The following is a 16,433-nucleotide window of genomic DNA, read 5'->3' on the forward strand; positions in this document are numbered from 1 at the left end:
GTCAAGCGGTCGGTCAGCCGGCGGCGGCGGTCTCGGCGATGAGGCTCGCCGGGCGCATGTCGGTCCAGTGGGTGTCGACGTAGTCGAGGCAGCTCTGCCGGGAGGCGGCTTCGTGGACGACGTTCCAGCCGTCCGGGACCTCGATGTCGGCCGGCCACAGCGAGTGCTGGTTCTCGTGATTGACCAGCACCAGGTATGCGGCGTCGGCGTTCTCAAAGGGATTGGTGGTCATCGGAATTCTCCTGTTCCTGAAGCAATTCTTCGGAGACAACGGAAAGCTATCGCCGCCGCGAATTCCGGAAAGGCAGCAACCGGGGCAGCTGGGCGGCAGTTGTGCGGCGGCAGCCGAATCCGGATCTCAGCGGAGGGAATGGCCGCGCAGAACGGCCGGTGTGCGGCGCTCGGTGCAGCAGCGTTCGACGAGGAGCGCGTACGGCAGCAGGGTCGCCAGGTCGCACGGGCCGAACAGCGAGATGCCCACGGGCAGTTCGCCGACGAATCCGGCCGGTACGGCGATGTTGGGGTGGCCGGCCAGGGCGGGCAGGGTGGAACTGGTGCGGGTGAACGGGTCGGGCCCGTCGGCAATGCGCCAGGCCGGTCCGCTGGTCGCGGCCATCAGGACGTCCACGCCGTGCTCGGCCAGGGCCGTGGCGAGCAGGTCCTGGGCCCGCTGTCGGGTACGTCTCCGCAGGTCGGGGGCGAGCGCCCGGTCCTCGTCGGTGAGCGCGGCGCACAGCTCGAAGAGCTCCTGGCCGAAGAGGGCGAGCTCCTCGGGATCCTCGCGGTTCGCCGTGATGACCTCGTCGAGGGTGGCCGGGGCGTTGCGCCGGCCGCTCAAGTACCGCTCCAGGGACGGCCGGAACTCGGCGCAGAGCGCGTCGAGTCCGTCGACGAGCATGTCCCTGGGCAGGGTGAGCTCGACGGGTACGACGACGGCGCCCGCGTCCCGGAGTCGTTCGGCGGCGCGTTCCGCGAGGTCCTGGGCCTCGGGCGCCATGCCCTTGACGTGCCACAGGCCGACCCGGACGGACTCCGGCGGTGCCGGGGTGGTGGGCAGCGGACGGCCGGTCAGGACCGTGAGGCAGAGCGCCGCGTCCGCGAGCCGTGCCGCGAGCGGTCCGATGGAGTCCTGCACGACGGAGATCGGTACGACTCCGGCGGACGGCAGGGTGCCGGGGGCGGGTTTGATCGCGGCCACTCCGCAGACGCCCGCCGGGCAGACGAGCGAGCCGTCCGTCTCGGTGCCGAGCGCGAGCGGGGCCATCCCGGCCGCCACGGCGGCGGCCGAACCGGCGGAGGAGCCCCAGGGGCTGTGCTCGGGGTCGTACGGGTTCCGGGTCTGGCCGCCGACGGCGGACCAGCCCTCGATGCTGCGGGTGGAGCGGAAGTTGCCCCACTCCGTGAGGTTCGTCTTGCCGAGGATCACGGCCCCGGCCGCCCGCAGCCGGGCGACGACCTCCGCGTCCCGGTCGGGCGGGGTCCCGGCGAGCTGCCGGGAGCCTGCCGTACCGGCGAGTCCCGCCGTGTCGATGTTGTCCTTGACGAGGACGGGGATGCCGTCCAGGGGGCTCAGGGCCCGCCCGGCGGCGTGCCGGTGGTCGGCGGCGCGGGCCTGTGCCAGGGCCGTGTCGTCGACCGCGAGGACGGCGCGGACCACGGGGTCCACGGCGGTGATCCGGTCCAGGCAGGCCGTGACCAGGTCGGTGCTGGTGAGCGCGCGCGAGCGCAGCAGCCGCGCGAGCTCGGTGACGGGACGGTCCTGGATGCCCGCGAGATCCGGGCGGCCCGGGCGATCCGGCAGGTCCGGGCGACCCGGGCGATCCGACAGGTCCGGGGGATCTGACAGGTCCCGGAGATCTGGGGGATCTGGGAGGTCCCGGAGATCTGGGAGATCCGGGGCGGGGATGCCGGGTGCAGGGGGGCGGTCAGTCAAGGCGGGCCCCCCGGAGGAGCGGGGTGAGGGCCACCATGACGACGGCGATCAGGGCGACCAGGGCGTGCAGCAGCAGCGCCCAGGTCATGCCGGCCCACTCGACGAGTACGCCGATGACCAGGTTGCCGAGGGGCGCGGCACCAAAAATGAGGAGCGCCTGGATCGACACGACCCGGCCGCGTACGGCTTCGGGCGCCCAGCGCTGCACGCACGACACCAGCACGGTGCCGACCAGGGCCGAGACGAGTCCCAGGCCGGCGTAGGGCGCCAGCGCCGCGACCATGGACGGCGCCCAGGCCAGTGCCGCCAGGCACAGGGTCTGCCCGACGGTGCCCAGGACGAGTACGCGTCCCGCACGGTGGCGGGCCGGCCACACCAGGGACAACAGGAACCCGGCGGCGGCGCCGACGGTGAACGCGGTCAGGAGCAGGCCGGCTCCGGCGGCGGCGGAACCGTTCCGGTTCGCCATCAGCGCCACGCCGATGTTGATCGGCCCCGCGCCGGCGAACTCGGTCAGTCCGATCACGGTGATCACGGCCCGCAGCCGTGGCTCGGCGGCCACGGCGCGGAGCCCTTCGCCGATGCGTGCCACCAAGGACGCCTGCGGCGGCGCCCCGGTGGGGCGGACGGCACCGCGCCCCTGCGCGGCGGAGGGGGCTTCCTCTTCCCTCGTGACCTCGGGACCGCTCGCCCCGGGAGCCGAACCTGAATCCGACTCCGAATCCGACTCCGACTCCGACACGGTGTGCGGCTTTCCCCGTGTCCGTACGCGGAGAACGGCCGCCGCCGACACCGCGAACGTCACGGCGTTGACGGCCGCGACCAGCGGGATGCCGCCGAGGGCCATCAGTACCCCGCCGAGGGGGCCGCCCGCCGCCTGGCCGCCGCGGAGGGCGCCCAGGTAGAGGGCGTTGCCGCGGACCAGCTGGCTGGGGGGCAGAAGCCCGGCGCGCAGCGATCCGGAGGCCGGGATGAAGAACGCGCCGAACAGCGCGAGCCCGGCGGCCGCCGCCACGAGCAGGGGGATCCCGGGGCCCAGGGCGAGGGCACCGGCGGCCGCGAGGACCATGACCGCGCAGCGGGCCAGGTCGGCACCGGCCATGACCCTGCGCGGGCCCATGCTGTCGACGACGGCACCCGCGCCGAGCAGCGTGACCAGCCGAGGCAGGGAGGCGAGCGCGAGGACCGCGCCCGCCCGGGCCGGGCCGGTGTCGGCGGTGACCGACCAGGCGAGCGTCACGTACCAGGCGGCGTCGCCGAGCGCGGACAGGCCCATGGCGAGGGCGAATCCGAGGTAGCCGCCGTCCGTGAGGCCCGGCCCACCGGTGCGAGGGGCGGTGGTGGGCGCGGGCCCGGTGGCCATGCTGCCGCTCACGGCTGGGTGCCCAGCGGTGTGGCGAGCGAGGGATCCGGGTGCGGGAGGCCCGCCCCGGCCGCCCACACGTCCTCGTGGGCGAGGGCGGCCGCCTCGTACTTGCCCAACGCACTGATCAGCAGGCGCAGTTCCAGGGCGAGGGCCTCCACGAGCCGTTCGAGGCCCCGCTCGGGGTCCTCCTCGACAGCGAGGAGCGCCGCGCGTCCGAGCCCGACGGCCGTGGCCCCGAGGGCGAGTGCCTTGGCCGCGCGGGTGCCCTCCCACATGCGGCCGGACACGAGCAGTCCGGCGGCGGGGCGGCCGATGCGGCGCAGGCATTCGCCCAGCGGCAGCCCGACGCCGTCGAGGAAGCCGAGGGGGGCCCAGCCGGTGCCGCCCTCCGCGCCGTCGACGGTGACCGCGTCGGCGCCGGCCGCCCAGGCGACGGCGGCGGCCTCGCGGACGTCCCGTCCTGGGTGGAGCTTCACCCACACGCGGGCGCGCGGGAAGTTGTTGCGCATCAGGCGGATCTGCTGGCGCAGGATCTCCTCGGTGAAGGTGCCGGGGCTGCTGCACCGCAGGACGCGTTCGTCCCCGCCGAGGGAGTCGCCGCCGCGAGAGTCCCCGCCGAGGACGTCGTCGACGGCGTACTGCTCGGCGACGCGGGCGGCGGCCGCTCGGTCCAGGACGGTCATGCCGCCGAGCCCCGGCTTGGCGCCCTGGCCCACCTTCAGTTCGAAGGCGAGGCGCCCCGATTCGAGGAGCGGGCGGGCGGAGGGGTCGCTGTAGACGAGGTTCCACACCTCGGCGTCGGCGTCCTCGGTGCTCTGCTGCACGGCGACGCCGCCGGTGCCGTCGGGGACTTCGTCGAGGTAGGCGCGGATGCGGCCGAGCAGCGACCGCTCGGTGTCCCCGGACGGCGTGGCGCCGAGGCGCCCGTATCCGTTGACGGGCACGACGTTCTCGCCGATGACCATCGGGATGCCGAGCCGGCCCGCCTGTCGGCTGGCGGCCATGCCGAGGTCGGCGCTCGCCACCTGGGTGGAGCCGAACGCGGAGAGGTAGGCGGGCAGCGGGGAGTGGAGGGCACCGACGGTGGTGGCGAGGTCGACGTCGTGGTGCATCGGCTCGCGGGCGAGGTCGATGAGCTTCTCCAGGCGCCGCGGCATGAAGACGGGCGGCACCAGGCGGAGCGCGTCGAGGAAGTCGGCGTCCTGGGCAGCGGGCGCGGGCGTCCGCGTGGCGCCGAACAGGGTCCGCCCGTACGCCTCCACGGGCGGGAAGAGGGCGGCGGTGCCGCGGCGGGCCCGGTCGCGGACGGCCTCGGCGGGGAATCCGTCGGCCCGCAGGCCGGTTTCGCCGCGGGCCGCCTCGGTGGGTCGGGGGTTCACGGGGCGACCACTCCCGGGACCTTCGGGTAGGCGCTGGCCTGCCAGACGGCGTCGAGTCCCGCGAGGTAGCGGGTGAACCGCTCCAGGCCGATGCCGAAGCCGGCGCTGTCCGGGATGCCCTCGCGGACCATCTGGAGGTACCAGCCGTACTTGGCGGGGTTCTCGCCGGTCTCGCGCATCCGGGCGACGATCCGGGCGTACTCGAACTCCCGCTCGCTGCCGCTGCACAGTTCGCCGTAGCCCTCGGGCGCGATGATGTCGAAGTTGCGCAGGGTGCCCGGCTCGTCGCGGCTCTCGCGGTCGTAGAAGCCCCGGGAGCCCTTGGGGTAGTCGGTGACGAAGAAGGGGCGGCCGGACTTGGCGGAGAGCAGGGCCTCGCCCTGCCAGTCGATCTCGGCGTCGGCGCTCTGGTCGTGGCCCATGTCGCGTAGTTCGGCGACGGCGTCGGCGTGGGTGCGGTGGCCGAAGGGCTCGCCGAGGAGTTCGGCGAAGGCTCCGGTGTCGCGGCCGAGCCGCTCGAACTCCTCGGGGTGGCGCTCGGTGACCTCGCGCACGATGTGCCGTACGAGATCCTCGCCGAGCCGGGTGATCTCCTCGCGGGAGGCGCCCGAGACCTCCACGTCGATCTGGTGGAACTCGGCCAGGTGACGGCTGGTGTTCGCGGTCTCCAGGGGTTCCAGACGGATGCAGGGCGCGATGGAGAAGATCTTGTCGAAGGCGAGCAGGGAGGCCTGCTTGTAGAGGATGGCGCTGGTCATGAGCTTGTAGCGGTGGCCGTAGTAGTCGACGTCGACCTGCTTGGAACCGCGTACGCCCGGGTCGGTGACCGGGCCGATCAGCGGCAGCAGCATCTCGGTGAAGCCGTGTGCCTGGAGAAAGGCGCGGGTGGCCGTGAGCACGCCGTTCTGGAGCCGGACGACGGCACGGGTCGTCGGGTCGGTCAGGTGCCGTGCGGGGACCTCGGGCAGGCGGTCCGTGACGGCGGGGCCGTCCGCCGGGTCCGTGATGTGCAGCATGAGGTGTCTACCGTCCTTCTTCGGGGAGGGCCGCGCGGGCCGGCGGGCGGTGCCCGTCGTCGAGGGGCCGGTGGGTGGGCGAGGGGTCGAGGGCCGCGGCGTCGAAGCGGCGTTCCACGTGGCGGAGAGCGGTGAGGAGTCCGCTGGAGGTCAGGCGGGGCTCGTGGCCGAGTTCGACGATGCCGCCGAGCGGCATGGCGCCGATCTCGGACCAGCGCAGCCGTCCGTCGGTGTCGAGGTAGCTGCGGGTCCGCTGGGCGTTGTCGGGGTGGAGGCAGAAGGGGACGTCGAGGTAGCCGCGTGCGAAGGCCTGCGGCAGGGCGCGGCCGAGGTCCGGCGAGATCTCCAGGACGGCCTGGACGAGCGCGGACGCTTCGGCGTGGATGCCGGTGTCGGGGATCGCGGTGTCGGGGATGCCGGTGCCGGGGATCGCGTGGTCGGGGATGCCGGTGCCGGGACTGCCCGGGACGCCGGTGCCGGGACTGCCGGGGACGCCGGTGCCGGGACTGCCCGGGTTTCCGGTGCCGGGGGCCTGACCGGCGGCCCGCCCCGCAGCCGTCTCCGCCTCCGCGGCGCGTGCCGCGGCTTCGAGGGCGGCGACGTTCTCGTGCACGGTCGGGATGCGGTGGGCCTCGGCGGCGGTCTTCACGATGAGGCGGGCCGCGCCGGTACGGACCGCGAGGCGTGCCGATTCCTCCAGGAGGAGCCGGGCTCCGTCGGGGGTGCGCGGATAGACGCCCATGTACGTGTAGACGACGATGTGCCAGTCGAGGTCGGGCAGGAGCGCCGCCGCGAGTCGCCGCAGGGCGTGCAGGGCCTCCTCGTCCTGGGCGGGATCGGTCTGCTGGGCGTAGCTGAGGGAGACGCTGCGCAGTCCGTGCTGGGCGAAGAACAGGGCTTCCAGGACGCTGAGCGCCACGAGCAGGCTCGGCGGGCACAACTGGCCCATCATGCAGCCGCCGAAGGTCTCCAGGTGGGGGTCGGCTCCGTGGTCCCGGGTACGGGCGAGCAGCTCGCAGCTGCGTGCCCAGTTCTCGACGGAGGTGGCCAGCGGCGTACGTCCGTAGGGCAGGCAGTAGGAGACGGGGCCGCCCTCGGTGGCGTCGAGCCCGGCGAGGAGCAGCGCGGCGACGATGTCCTGCGGGGCGGCGGAGCCGTGCCGGACCTGTACGGGGAAGGCGGGGTCCTGGATGCCGTCGAGAAGCGAGCGGGTGACGGCGGTGTCGTAGGTGACGAGGGGATAGCCGTTGAGCGGGACGCCTTCGGCGAGGGCGCGTCGGGCGGCGGCCTGGTCTCCGACGCGGGTGTAGCTGTCCAGGGTGACGGTGCCGACGGTGGTGGCGTCGGCGGCCCGGGTGGCGGCGAGGCCGGCCCGCATGACACGCGGGTCGCTCATGCCCATGCGGGGCTGGACCACGAGGCGGCCGGCGCGCCGCGCGTCGGACACGAAGGCGCCGAAGGAGCCGAAGGAGCCGGGGGGCGACGAACGATCCGCGGGCGTCGAGGACGCCGACCGGTCCGTGATCGTCGAGGGCGAGGGCGAGGGCCGGTCCGTGGTCGTCGGGGTGGGGTGTGTGGGTGCGGTCATGTCGTCACGCCCGCCGGGATGGATCTCAGGAAGGACCCGAACGACGCCAGGCCCGCACCGTCCTCGAAGACCGCGTCGAAACCCGCTTCGAGGAGGGCGGCGTGGTCGGTACCGCCGACGCCGTCGATGCCGAGCTTGCCGCCGATCACGACGGGGATGGCGGCGGTCTCGGGATGGCCGCGCAGTTCACGCACGACACGTCGTCCGTCGTTGGCGCCATGGCCGTTGACGCTGCTGATCACCACGAGGTCGGGGCGCCGGCGCCGGCATTCCTGGACGAGGAGCTCGTCGGGCACGCACGCTCCGAGGTTCGCGACCTGGTGGCCCAGGTCTTCGAGGAGCAGTTGCAGATACACGAGGTTCCAGGTGTGTGCGTCCGACGCGACGCTGGAGACGATCACCTTGAGTCCGGAGCCGGGCCGTAGCTCCGCACTCGGGCTCTGTACCGGGGTCTGGGCCGGAACAAGTACCGGGATCTGTGCCGGAGTCCGTGCCGGGGTCTGGACCGGGGTGACCGGGGTGACCGGGGTGCCCACTTTCATAGCCTGCCTTCGTTCGACATGACGGATGACGCCCTCACCGGTTTCTCGCGACGGTGGTGACGGTGATGCCGGTGGGAATGTCCGATCGGGGCGCGCTTTCAACCTAGGTGCGGCCCCGGAGACCGGGCGGAAGTACGGGCGGCAGGTGTCCGGCAGAATCGACTGCGGGTCGTGGCGGAATCAGGCCATGGCAGGGACGGATTTCGCTGCCGTGCCGTATTCCCCGGAAATTCCGTGTGCCTCGGAAATTCCGTGCGCCTCGGGGATTGCGTGCTCCGCGGGGAACGTCGCCGGCGCCGGCCGGCCGGCGAGGGCCGACCGGACCCGGTGCAGGACGCGGAAGCGGTCCCGGCCGTCCTCGTCGGCGGTGCGGACCAGGCCGTGGATCAGCAGGCCGTACACCGTCGCGGCGGCGTCGGCGAGGGACGTGCCGGCGAACGGTCCCGCTTCCTCCAGGGTCCAGCTCCCGGGCAGCGCGGCCAGGGCGAAGAGCCCTTCCCGCAGCGGCGGTTCGAGTACGGCGAGGCTGCGCCGGACCGCTCCGGAGCCGCTTCCGGACGCGGTGCCCCAGGAGGCGGGAGGCGTCGAGAAACGCTCGGGGTCCCGGGCGAGGGCGTGCAGCAGCTCCTCCGGCGAGTGGACGAGTCCCCAGGCGGCCGTGGTCTCCAGCGCGCCCGGGACGCCGTCGAGCGCGCGGCACAGTTCGGCGACGGCGGGGGTCGCGGCGGGACGGGGGGCGTACGGGCGGAGCCGTCGCAGATGGGACAGGAACAGCCGGACGGCGGGGAACTCGGCGAGCGCGGCGGCATCGTGGTCGAGCGCGTGCCCGGGGACGGGCAACGGGCCGATCGGCATGACCTGTTCACCGGTCAGGCAGGACGGGGCGGGTGCGGTGAGGACGACGCGCAGGCCCGGTTCGCGGGCGAGGAGGTGGTGGACGAGGGGTCCTCCGGCGCGCTGCCCGAGACCGTCCAGGACGAGCAGGACGTCGTGTCCGCGACCGCCTCCGGCGTCGGTCACGGCCGGTTCGAGCCGGCGCAGCTCCCGCAGGTCGGGCGAGAGACCGGCCGCCGGGACCCACAGCACCTCCCAGCCGTGACGCTCGCGCAGGGTCCCCGCCGCCTCGCGTACGAGACGGGTCTTGCCGACCCCTCCCAGACCGACGACGCTCACCAGTCTCTGCTGATCGACCGTCAACAGCTCGACGAGATACTGGATTTCGTGCTCCCGTCCGACCGTCGTACCGTGCAGCACGGGCGGCGAGCAGGTCTCGGGTCCTGCGGCGCCGGAGCCCTCGGGCGGGAGGTGGCTGCGTCCCGCGTCGTGGAACGCGTCGCGGGCCGCTCCGGTGAGCCGCAGGACGTCGGCGAGCAGCCGTACCGTCTCCTGCCGGGGGCGGCGGGCGCGGCCGCTCTCCAGGTCCCGTATCGCCCTGACGCTGAGCGTGGCCAGATCGGCCATCTGCTGCTGGGTCATGCCGCTGCGTCTGCGGTGGTCGCGCAGCAGCCCGCCGAACTGGTCCGTCTCGATGACTGTGGTCATGGGTCCCCTCCCTTGATCGGTCCTGGCATCACCCATGGTCGGAACGGTCGGGCACGTACCACATGGGTCTGCCGCCCCCAGATTTGGGCGGGGGGCCGCCGCGGGCGGGCCGGTGGGCCGGGCGGGCAGCGGGCGGGTACCTGGCGGGACCCCAGCGAGTACCGGGCGGGGCCGGGGCGGCACCGGGCGAGTACCGGGTGGGGGTACGGGAATCGGGCCGGGGCGCGGCGGGGTCGCGCGAATGGGTGGGGGCCGGAGCAAAACATGGGGGCGATGCCCCCATGTGGGGGCGGGGTGCGCCTGTCACCGTTGCACACGTGACCATCACCACCTCCACACAGGACACCACCACGGGTCTGGCCCCCGGTTGGTGGGCGCCCGCCCTCCATCTGCGGGAGCGGCTCGCGGCACCCGGCGCTCCGGCCGCCGCGCCCGCCGGACCGGCGGCGGGCCGCCTTGCCGACCGCCTGGCGGACCGGGTGGCGGCCCTGGGCCAGGACGAGGCGTTCCCGGTGCGGCTGGCCGCGCTCGGCGCCGACGTGCCGACGGTCGCCGCCCTGGCGGCCGAGCCCTCGGCGCGGCTGGCGGCCAGGGCCGCGCGGCCCGGGTGGGCGGAGTTCGTGGAGCGTGCCGTGGCCTCGGCACCGCTGTGGCCTGACCCGGACACGGGGACCGCACCGGGTACCGGCGGACCGGACTCGGACGGAGCGCACGCAGGTGGACCCGGCACTGCCGGACCGGACACGGCCGCGCGGCACGACGTGTGGCGGCGGGCGTTCGCCGGTGCGCTGGCACCCCTCACCCGGGCGGCCGGCGAGGCGCTCGCCGAGCGGTTGCGGGCCCTGCCCGACCTGGCGCGCCAGGTCGATGCGGACGCCGTACGGGCGGGGTTCGAGCGGCAGCTCGGTCACCGGCTGGTGACCCCGGCGGCGCGCACCCTGGTCCTCGAACTGAACCGCGCACGCGTCGAGGGACGGCTGGACGGGGCCACGCCCGAGCGGCGCTTCGCCGGCTTCGCCGCGGAACTCGGGACGCGGCACCCCTTGGCCGGACTGTTCGGCCGGTATCCGGTGCTCGCACGCCTGTTGGGCACCGAGTGCGGGTACGCCACCGCCGCCACCGCCGAGCTCCTGGAGCGTTTCGTCGCCGATCGGGCCGCGATCGTGGAGGAACTCCTCGGCGGCATCGACCCCGGTGCGCTGACCGCCGTGGACCTCGGCCAGGGGGACACCCATCAGCAGGGCCGCGCGGTGGCGATGCTCCGCTTCGCCGACGGCCGCACGGTGGTGTACAAACCCCGCCCGCTCGACCAGCACGCCTGCTTCGACCGGCTCGTGGGCTGGCTCGACGACCGCCTGCCCGGCCTCGGCCTGCGTACGGTGAAGGTCCTGCGCCGCGACGGCTACGGCTGGCTGGAGTTCGTCGGCCACCGGCCCTGCCGGTCGGTCGGCGAGGCCGACCTGTTCTACCGGCGGCAGGGCGCGCTGCTCGCTCTGCTGTACGCGGTGGACGGCGCGGACATGCACTGCGAGAACCTCGTGGCCTGCGGGGACCAGCCGGTGCTCGTCGACGTGGAGACGCTGCTGCACCCCTCGGTGCCGGCGGCCACCACGGCGGGCCCCGACCCGGCCGCGCTGGCCCTCGCCGCCTCCGTCCACCGGACGTGTCTGCTCCCCCAGTTGCTGATCGGCGAGCACGGGGCGCTCGACATCTCGGGCGTCGGCGGCGGTCAGGCCGCCCTGTCCCCCGCCGATGTCGTCGACTGGGCGGACGCCGGGACCGACACGATGCACCTGGTGCGCCGCCGTGTTCCGTACACCGGCAGTCCCAACCGTCCGTCGCTGGACGGCCGGGAGATCGACCCGGGCGCGTACGAGGCGGCGCTGCTGACCGGATTCCGGTTGGGCTACGACACCTTGGTCGCGCACCGGGGGGAACTCCTCGCGCCGGACGGCCCGCTGGCCGCCTTCGGTACCGCGCCGGCCCGCTTCGTGGGGCGGGCGACCCGGCTGTACGGGACGCTCCTCGACGAGTCGGCCCATCCGGACGTCCTCGGCGACGCCGTCGACCGGGACGTGCTGTTCTCCCTGCTGTACGCCGAGTCCGCGGGCGACCCGGTGCGGCAGCGCCTGGTCGAGCACGAGATCGCGGACCTCTGGGACGGCGACATCCCGGTGTTCGTCCACCGGCCCGGGTCCGCCGACGCCTGGTCGTCCCGTGGGGCACGGCTGCCGGACCTGCTGGCCGCGCCCGGACTCGTCGCCACCGAGGAGAAGATCTCCGCGCTGGGAGAGGTGGACCGTCACCACCAGGAGTGGCTGATCTCCGCCGCGCTCTCCACCCACCGGGCCCGCCGCGTCACGCACCGCGCCGACGCCCCGGCCTTTCCCCCCGCACCCGCCTCGGTGCCGGAACCGCGACGGCTGCTCGCCGCGGCCTGCGGCATCGCCGACGAGATCGTGGGCCGCGCGGTCCGCGACGACTCCCGTGCCAACTGGATCGGCCTGGAGCTCGTCGACGGCAGACACTGGGCGGTGACCCCGATGGGTGCCGGTCTCGCCGACGGCTACACCGGAGTGGCGCTGTTCCTCGCCCAGTTGGGCCGGCTGACCGGCGTCGGCCGCTACACGGACCTGGCATCCCGGGCGGTACGGCCGCTGCCGCGGCTGGTCCGCGCGCTCGCCTCCGACCCGGAGCTGAGCCGTGCGGTCGGGCCCGGTGGATTCCACGGCCTCGGCGGGCTCTGTTACGCGCTCGCCCGGCTCACCACCCTGCTCGGCGACGACCGGCTCGGCGACTGCCTGCCGCTCGCGCTGGAAGCACTGGCCATGTCGGCTCGTACGGACGACGAGCAGGCCGGACCCTGGGCCGAGCTCGGCGGCGGGCCCTCGGCCGACGTCGGCGGCGGGCTCGCGGGAGGGCTCGCGGCGCTGCTCGCGGTGCACCGGGAGTCCGGGCTGCCGCAGGCCGCCGCGCTCGCCGCGGACTTGGCCGGCCTGCTGCTCCCGGCGGCCGGAGCCCTCCCGGACGGCTTCCTGCGGGGACGGGCCGGCGCGGGCTGGGCGCTGAGCCGCTACGGGACGGCCGCCGCCTCGCCGGACGGCGCCTACGCCGCTGCGGGGCGGGCGCTGCTCGCCCCGGCACCGGCCGGCACCGCCGTCGAGGACCGGGCCGCGGACATCGGCTGGTGCTCGGGCCTCTCCGGCACCCTCCTGGCCACGGTGGCCGGAACGGGACCGGCGCAGATGCCGACGCCCATGCCGACGCCGACTCCGACGCCGACCCAAGCCACCACCACGACGACGGCCGACGCCCTGTGGGCCCGCATCGCCGGAGAGCGCCCGCCCCTGAGCGATCTCAGCTTGTGTCACGGGGAAATGGGCACGCTGGAGACGCTGGCCGTCGCCGCCGCGCACGGACTCCCCGGGGCCGCCGGCCGGCTCACCCACCGGGCCGGTCTCGTGCTCGGCGCGCTGGACCGGCACGGGCCACGCTGCTCCACCCCGAACACGGTGCCCTCCCCCGGGCTCCTCACCGGATCGTCCGGCATCGGCTACGCCCTGCTGCGGCTGGGTTTCGCCGAGACCGTCCCCTCCGTGCTCCTCCTCGACCCCACCCCGGGGAAGCGGTGACCCCGCCCCCCTCCTCCGTACGGCACGCGCTCCACACCGACCGCACCCCCGAAAGGATCTCCATGAACCCGCAGACGCCGTCCCACGAGACCGTCGCCGCGCTGACCGACACGACCTCCGAGGGCCTCACGGGGGCCACCGGCGCGGTGGAGCCGGCCGGGCGCATCGCGCTCTCCGGACGCGGCCGCGCCACGGCCCGTGCCCGGGCCCTCGCGGGTCTCGCCCTCGGCACCGGACTCGTGGCGATCCTCAACGACATCGACACCACCGTGAGCGTCCCGATCCTGCCGATCTGACGCCCCCGACGCGACGTCCGGACCGGACGTCCCCGCCCCGCCGGCGGCCGCCCTCCGATCCCCGTGGAGGCGGCCGCCGGCGGCGTGTGGCGCGGGTCCCGGGGCGGCTCCGGGGCGGCGGTGGCTCATATCGCTCGGGGCATCACGAGCACCTGATCGAAGCGCCACTTATGCCCTGCCATGAACAGGTAAATTCGCGGGTATGCATCCCCGAGCGCCCCACCTCGTCGGACGTGACGCGGAAATCGCCCAGTTGGAGCGCGCCCTCGACATCGCTCGTGGGCAGCGCGGCAGCACGGTGTTCCTGGTCGGCGACGGCGGTGTCGGCAAATCACGGCTGGCCGCCGAGGCGACGGGCCGGGCCTTCTCCGCCGGCATGCGGGTGCTGCGCGGCCGGGGCAGCACGATCGGGCCGATGGTGCCGTTCCGTCCGCTCACCGAGGCCCTGATGTCGCTCTTCCGCGGCGGCGAGCCGTGGGACGAGGCCGCGCTCGGAGCGTACCGGCCGGTGCTGGGGCGTCTGGTCCCCGACTGGGCGGGCGAGGCGCAGACCGGCGGTTCGCTGGTGGTGCTCGCCGAGGCCGTCCTGCGGCTGCTGTCCGTGGTCGCCAGGGAGCGCGGGGCCCTGGTGGTCCTGGAGGACCTGCACGACGCCGACACCGAGACCCTGGTCGTCCTCGAATACCTGGTGGACAACCTGGAGCACCTGCCGGTGGTCCTGCTCGCCACCACCCGTGCGGAGCCGTGCGCCGCCCTGGACCTGGCGCACTCGGTGACCCAGCGGCGCTCCGGCGTCCTGCTCGGTCTGGGGCCGCTGGACCGGTCCGAGGTGGCCCGGATGCTCGCCTCCTGCCTGGACACCGAGGCGGACCGGGTACCCGGCGAGCTCGTGGCGCGGCTGTGGGACACCAGCGTCGGGAACCCGTTCGTCGTCGAGGAGTTGCTCCACGGCATGATCGGCAACGGGTCGGTGGTGCACCGGGGCGTCGCCTGGGAGGTCGTCGGCCCGCTGCGCACGGAGGTGCCGAGCACGCTGGTGCGGGGCATCGCCCACCGTACGGACCGGCTGGGGCCGCAGGGCAGGATGCTGCTGTCGGCGGCGGCCGTGCTCGGGCGCCGCTTCCCGCTGCCGGTGCTCCAGCGGATGTCCGGCATCGACGACCACGGGCTGCTCAGCCATCTGCACGCGGGCGTGGCCGCGCAGTTGGTGGTGCCGGACGAACCGGCTCCCGACTGGTACGCGTTCCGGCATCCGCTGACCGCCGAGGCCCTGCTGGCCCAGCTGACCCCCACCGACCGGGCGAAGCTGTCGGGCCGGGCGGCCGAGGTCGTGGAGGAGCTGCACCCCGGGCTGCCGGGCGAGTGGTGTGCGCTGGTGGCGGCGCTGCGCCGGGACGCGGGTGATCCGGTGGGCGCGGCGCGGCTGTTCACGGAGGCGGGCCGGCGCGCGCTGGCGGACGGTGCCGTGGGCTCGGGGGTGTCGCTGCTGCTGGGCGCCGACGAGCTGCTGGCGAAGCGGCAGGACGGGGTGGCCCGGGCGGAGGTGCTGGAGCCGCTGCTGCCCGCGCTGGCGGAGAGCGGTGAGTTCGACCGCGCCTTCGGGCTCGCGGAGGGCCTGCACGAGCTGGTCGGCGCGGGGGTGGAGGCCGGCCGCCTCGCCGCGCTGCACACCCGGCTGGCCAAGGTGGCCCACCTGGCGGGCCGTTGGGCCGACGGCAACGCGCAGATCGCCGAGGCCCGGGCCCTGCTGAGGACCGTGCGCGACCCGGCGCAGTCGGCCGCCGTCGACGTGGTGGCCGCGTATCTGGCGCTGGACACTCCGGGACCCGACCGTACGGAGACGGCCGAGAAGCTGGCCCGTACCGCGGTCTCGGCGGCCGAGGCGGGACCGCAGCCCGCGGTGGCCTGCCAGGCTTGGGAGCTGCTCGGGGTGCTGGCGCGGGAGCGTGATCTGGACGAGGCCCGGCTGTGCTTCGAGCGGGCCCGGCGGATCGCCGAGCAGCACCGGCTGCCGATACCGCGCACGTACGCGCTGGTGCGCATCGGCGGGAACCAGTGGCTGGCGGACGGGGAGACGCGTTCCCTGGAGCAGGCGCGCGACGAGGCGCTCCGGCTCGGCGCGGTCACCATCGCGTACTCGATCGACGCGATCCTCGTCCTCCAGGAGGTGCTCTGCGGCCGGTTCGACGAGGCCGCGCGGCTCAGCGACGAGATCCTCACGACGGCGGCCCGGCTGCGGCTCGCTCCGGTGGTCCGGTACGTGCTGATGACCCGGGCGACACTGGCGGCGCACCAGGGCGACCGGCCGGCGATGGAGGGCGCGCTGCGGGAGTTCGCCGGCTGGGACGGGGCGGGCTCGCAGGAGGAACCGCTGTGCTTCGGCCTCGCGCGGGCGTTCTGCGCGCTCCTTGAGGAGAACCGGCCGCTGGCGCTGCGCGAGCTGGAGAAGGCGCGCGCCCAGGAACGGGACAGTCCGACGACGTTCCATCTCAGCGGCCTGCACGGACTGCGGCTGCTCCTCGACGTACTGGCCGGTGAGGCCGACTGGGACCACTACCACCGTACGGCCGCCACGTCGGCGAGCCGGATGCGCTGGAACCGGCAGTTCGTGCTGCTGGCCCACGCGGTGCTGCTGGGCCGCTCGGGCGAGGCGTCGGCGGCGGCGTCGGCGGTCGCCGAGGCGGAGGTCCTGGCCGCGCCCTATCCGACCGCGCTCCATCTGGGGCTGCGGCTGACGGCCGAGGCGGCGCTGGAGAACGGCTGGGGTGATCCGGCCGCGTGGCTGCGCCGCGCGGAGGAGCACTTCCACGCCGCGTCGGTGCCGGACGTGGCGGGAGCCTGCCGGGCGCTGCTGCGCCAGTTCGGTGTCTCGGTCCGGCAGCGGCGCAGCGGCGCGGACCGCATTCCGGCGCCGCTGCGGGCGCTGGGGGTGACGGTCCGGGAGTACGAGGTCTTCCAGTTACTGGCGGAACGTTTGAGCAACAAGGCCATCGCGGGCCGTCTCTACATCTCGCCGCGGACGGTCGAGAAGCATGTGGCGGCCCTGGTGACCAAGACGGCGCGGCCGGACCGCGAGGCACTGTGCGACCTGTCCGCGTCGGACGCGGCGGCCAGGAACGGTTGACGCCGACGGGGAAGG

11 protein-coding genes are annotated in these 16,433 nt (G+C 74.6%); 3 read left to right on the forward strand and 8 right to left on the reverse strand.

Annotation, left to right across the window (positions count from 1 at the left end; translation table 11 throughout):
* Nucleotides 1–13: 13 nt before the first annotated feature.
* The 8 genes from ACZ6K0_RS12630 to ACZ6K0_RS12665 all read right to left on the reverse strand — a co-directional run bounded on the left by ACZ6K0_RS12630 (nucleotide 14) and on the right by ACZ6K0_RS12665 (nucleotide 9,366).
* The gene (locus ACZ6K0_RS12630; RefSeq protein ID WP_376399153.1) at nucleotides 14–232 is read right to left on the reverse strand and encodes an MbtH family protein; all 219 of its coding nucleotides are present in this window, start codon (nucleotides 230–232) and stop codon (nucleotides 14–16) included.
* 126 nt (nucleotides 233–358) lie between these two features.
* Nucleotides 359–1,933, reverse strand: a complete 1,575-nt coding sequence (locus ACZ6K0_RS12635) for an amidase family protein (RefSeq protein ID WP_376399156.1) — start codon at nucleotides 1,931–1,933, stop codon at nucleotides 359–361.
* Complete coding sequence (locus tag ACZ6K0_RS12640) at nucleotides 1,926–3,308, reverse strand: MFS transporter (RefSeq protein ID WP_469231962.1); 1,383 nt, start codon at nucleotides 3,306–3,308, stop codon at nucleotides 1,926–1,928. The genes ACZ6K0_RS12635 and ACZ6K0_RS12640 overlap by 8 nt, the downstream gene beginning before the upstream one ends.
* Nucleotides 3,305–4,678 (reverse strand): glutamate synthase-related protein, encoded by a 1,374-nt coding sequence (locus tag ACZ6K0_RS12645; RefSeq protein WP_469231964.1) that lies wholly within the window; start codon nucleotides 4,676–4,678, stop codon nucleotides 3,305–3,307. Before ACZ6K0_RS12645 ends, ACZ6K0_RS12640 begins: the two co-directional genes overlap by 4 nt.
* Complete coding sequence (locus ACZ6K0_RS12650) at nucleotides 4,675–5,694, reverse strand: asparagine synthetase A (protein ID WP_469231965.1); 1,020 nt, start codon at nucleotides 5,692–5,694, stop codon at nucleotides 4,675–4,677. The genes ACZ6K0_RS12645 and ACZ6K0_RS12650 overlap by 4 nt, the downstream gene beginning before the upstream one ends.
* Before the next feature lie 7 nt (nucleotides 5,695–5,701).
* Nucleotides 5,702–7,282 (reverse strand): methylaspartate mutase, encoded by a 1,581-nt coding sequence (locus tag ACZ6K0_RS12655; RefSeq protein ID WP_469231967.1) that lies wholly within the window; start codon nucleotides 7,280–7,282, stop codon nucleotides 5,702–5,704.
* Nucleotides 7,279–7,683, reverse strand: a complete 405-nt coding sequence (locus tag ACZ6K0_RS12660; RefSeq protein WP_376399170.1) for a cobalamin B12-binding domain-containing protein — start codon at nucleotides 7,681–7,683, stop codon at nucleotides 7,279–7,281. The genes ACZ6K0_RS12655 and ACZ6K0_RS12660 overlap by 4 nt, the downstream gene beginning before the upstream one ends.
* Nucleotides 7,684–8,004: 321 nt before the next feature.
* On the reverse strand, nucleotides 8,005–9,366 hold the full coding sequence (locus tag ACZ6K0_RS12665) for a helix-turn-helix domain-containing protein (protein ID WP_469231969.1): 1,362 nt from the start codon (nucleotides 9,364–9,366) through the stop codon (nucleotides 8,005–8,007).
* A 317-nt stretch (nucleotides 9,367–9,683) separates the two neighbouring features.
* Here ACZ6K0_RS12665 and lanM point away from each other — a divergent pair, with 317 nt between their 5' ends.
* The 3 genes from lanM (at nucleotide 9,684) to ACZ6K0_RS12680 (ending at nucleotide 16,418) form a co-directional block, all read left to right on the forward strand.
* On the forward strand, nucleotides 9,684–12,998 hold the full coding sequence (gene lanM / locus ACZ6K0_RS12670) for a type 2 lanthipeptide synthetase LanM (protein WP_469231971.1): 3,315 nt from the start codon (nucleotides 9,684–9,686) through the stop codon (nucleotides 12,996–12,998).
* The gene (locus ACZ6K0_RS12675; protein WP_469231973.1) at nucleotides 12,995–13,294 is read left to right on the forward strand and encodes a hypothetical protein; all 300 of its coding nucleotides are present in this window, start codon (nucleotides 12,995–12,997) and stop codon (nucleotides 13,292–13,294) included. Before lanM ends, ACZ6K0_RS12675 begins: the two co-directional genes overlap by 4 nt.
* A gap of 202 nt (nucleotides 13,295–13,496) precedes the next feature.
* On the forward strand, nucleotides 13,497–16,418 hold the full coding sequence (locus tag ACZ6K0_RS12680) for a helix-turn-helix transcriptional regulator (RefSeq protein WP_469231974.1): 2,922 nt from the start codon (nucleotides 13,497–13,499) through the stop codon (nucleotides 16,416–16,418).
* Nucleotides 16,419–16,433: the final 15 nt, after the last annotated feature.

This window comes from Streptomyces sp. NPDC042346 (genome assembly GCF_055581845.1).

What these genes read in the sequence shown, in the direction of transcription:
- ACZ6K0_RS12630 (WP_376399153.1), bottom strand. Translation starts at nt 232, where the DNA reads ATGACCACCAATCCCTTTGAGAACGCCGACGCCGCATACCTGGTGCTG.
- ACZ6K0_RS12655 (WP_469231967.1), bottom strand. Translation starts at nt 7,282, where the DNA reads ATGACCGCACCCACACACCCCACCCCGACGACCACGGACCGGCCCTCG.
- ACZ6K0_RS12680 (WP_469231974.1), top strand. Translation starts at nt 13,497, where the DNA reads ATGCATCCCCGAGCGCCCCACCTCGTCGGACGTGACGCGGAAATCGCC.
- ACZ6K0_RS12650 (WP_469231965.1), bottom strand. Translation starts at nt 5,694, where the DNA reads ATGCTGCACATCACGGACCCGGCGGACGGCCCCGCCGTCACGGACCGC.
- ACZ6K0_RS12665 (WP_469231969.1), bottom strand. Translation starts at nt 9,366, where the DNA reads ATGACCACAGTCATCGAGACGGACCAGTTCGGCGGGCTGCTGCGCGAC.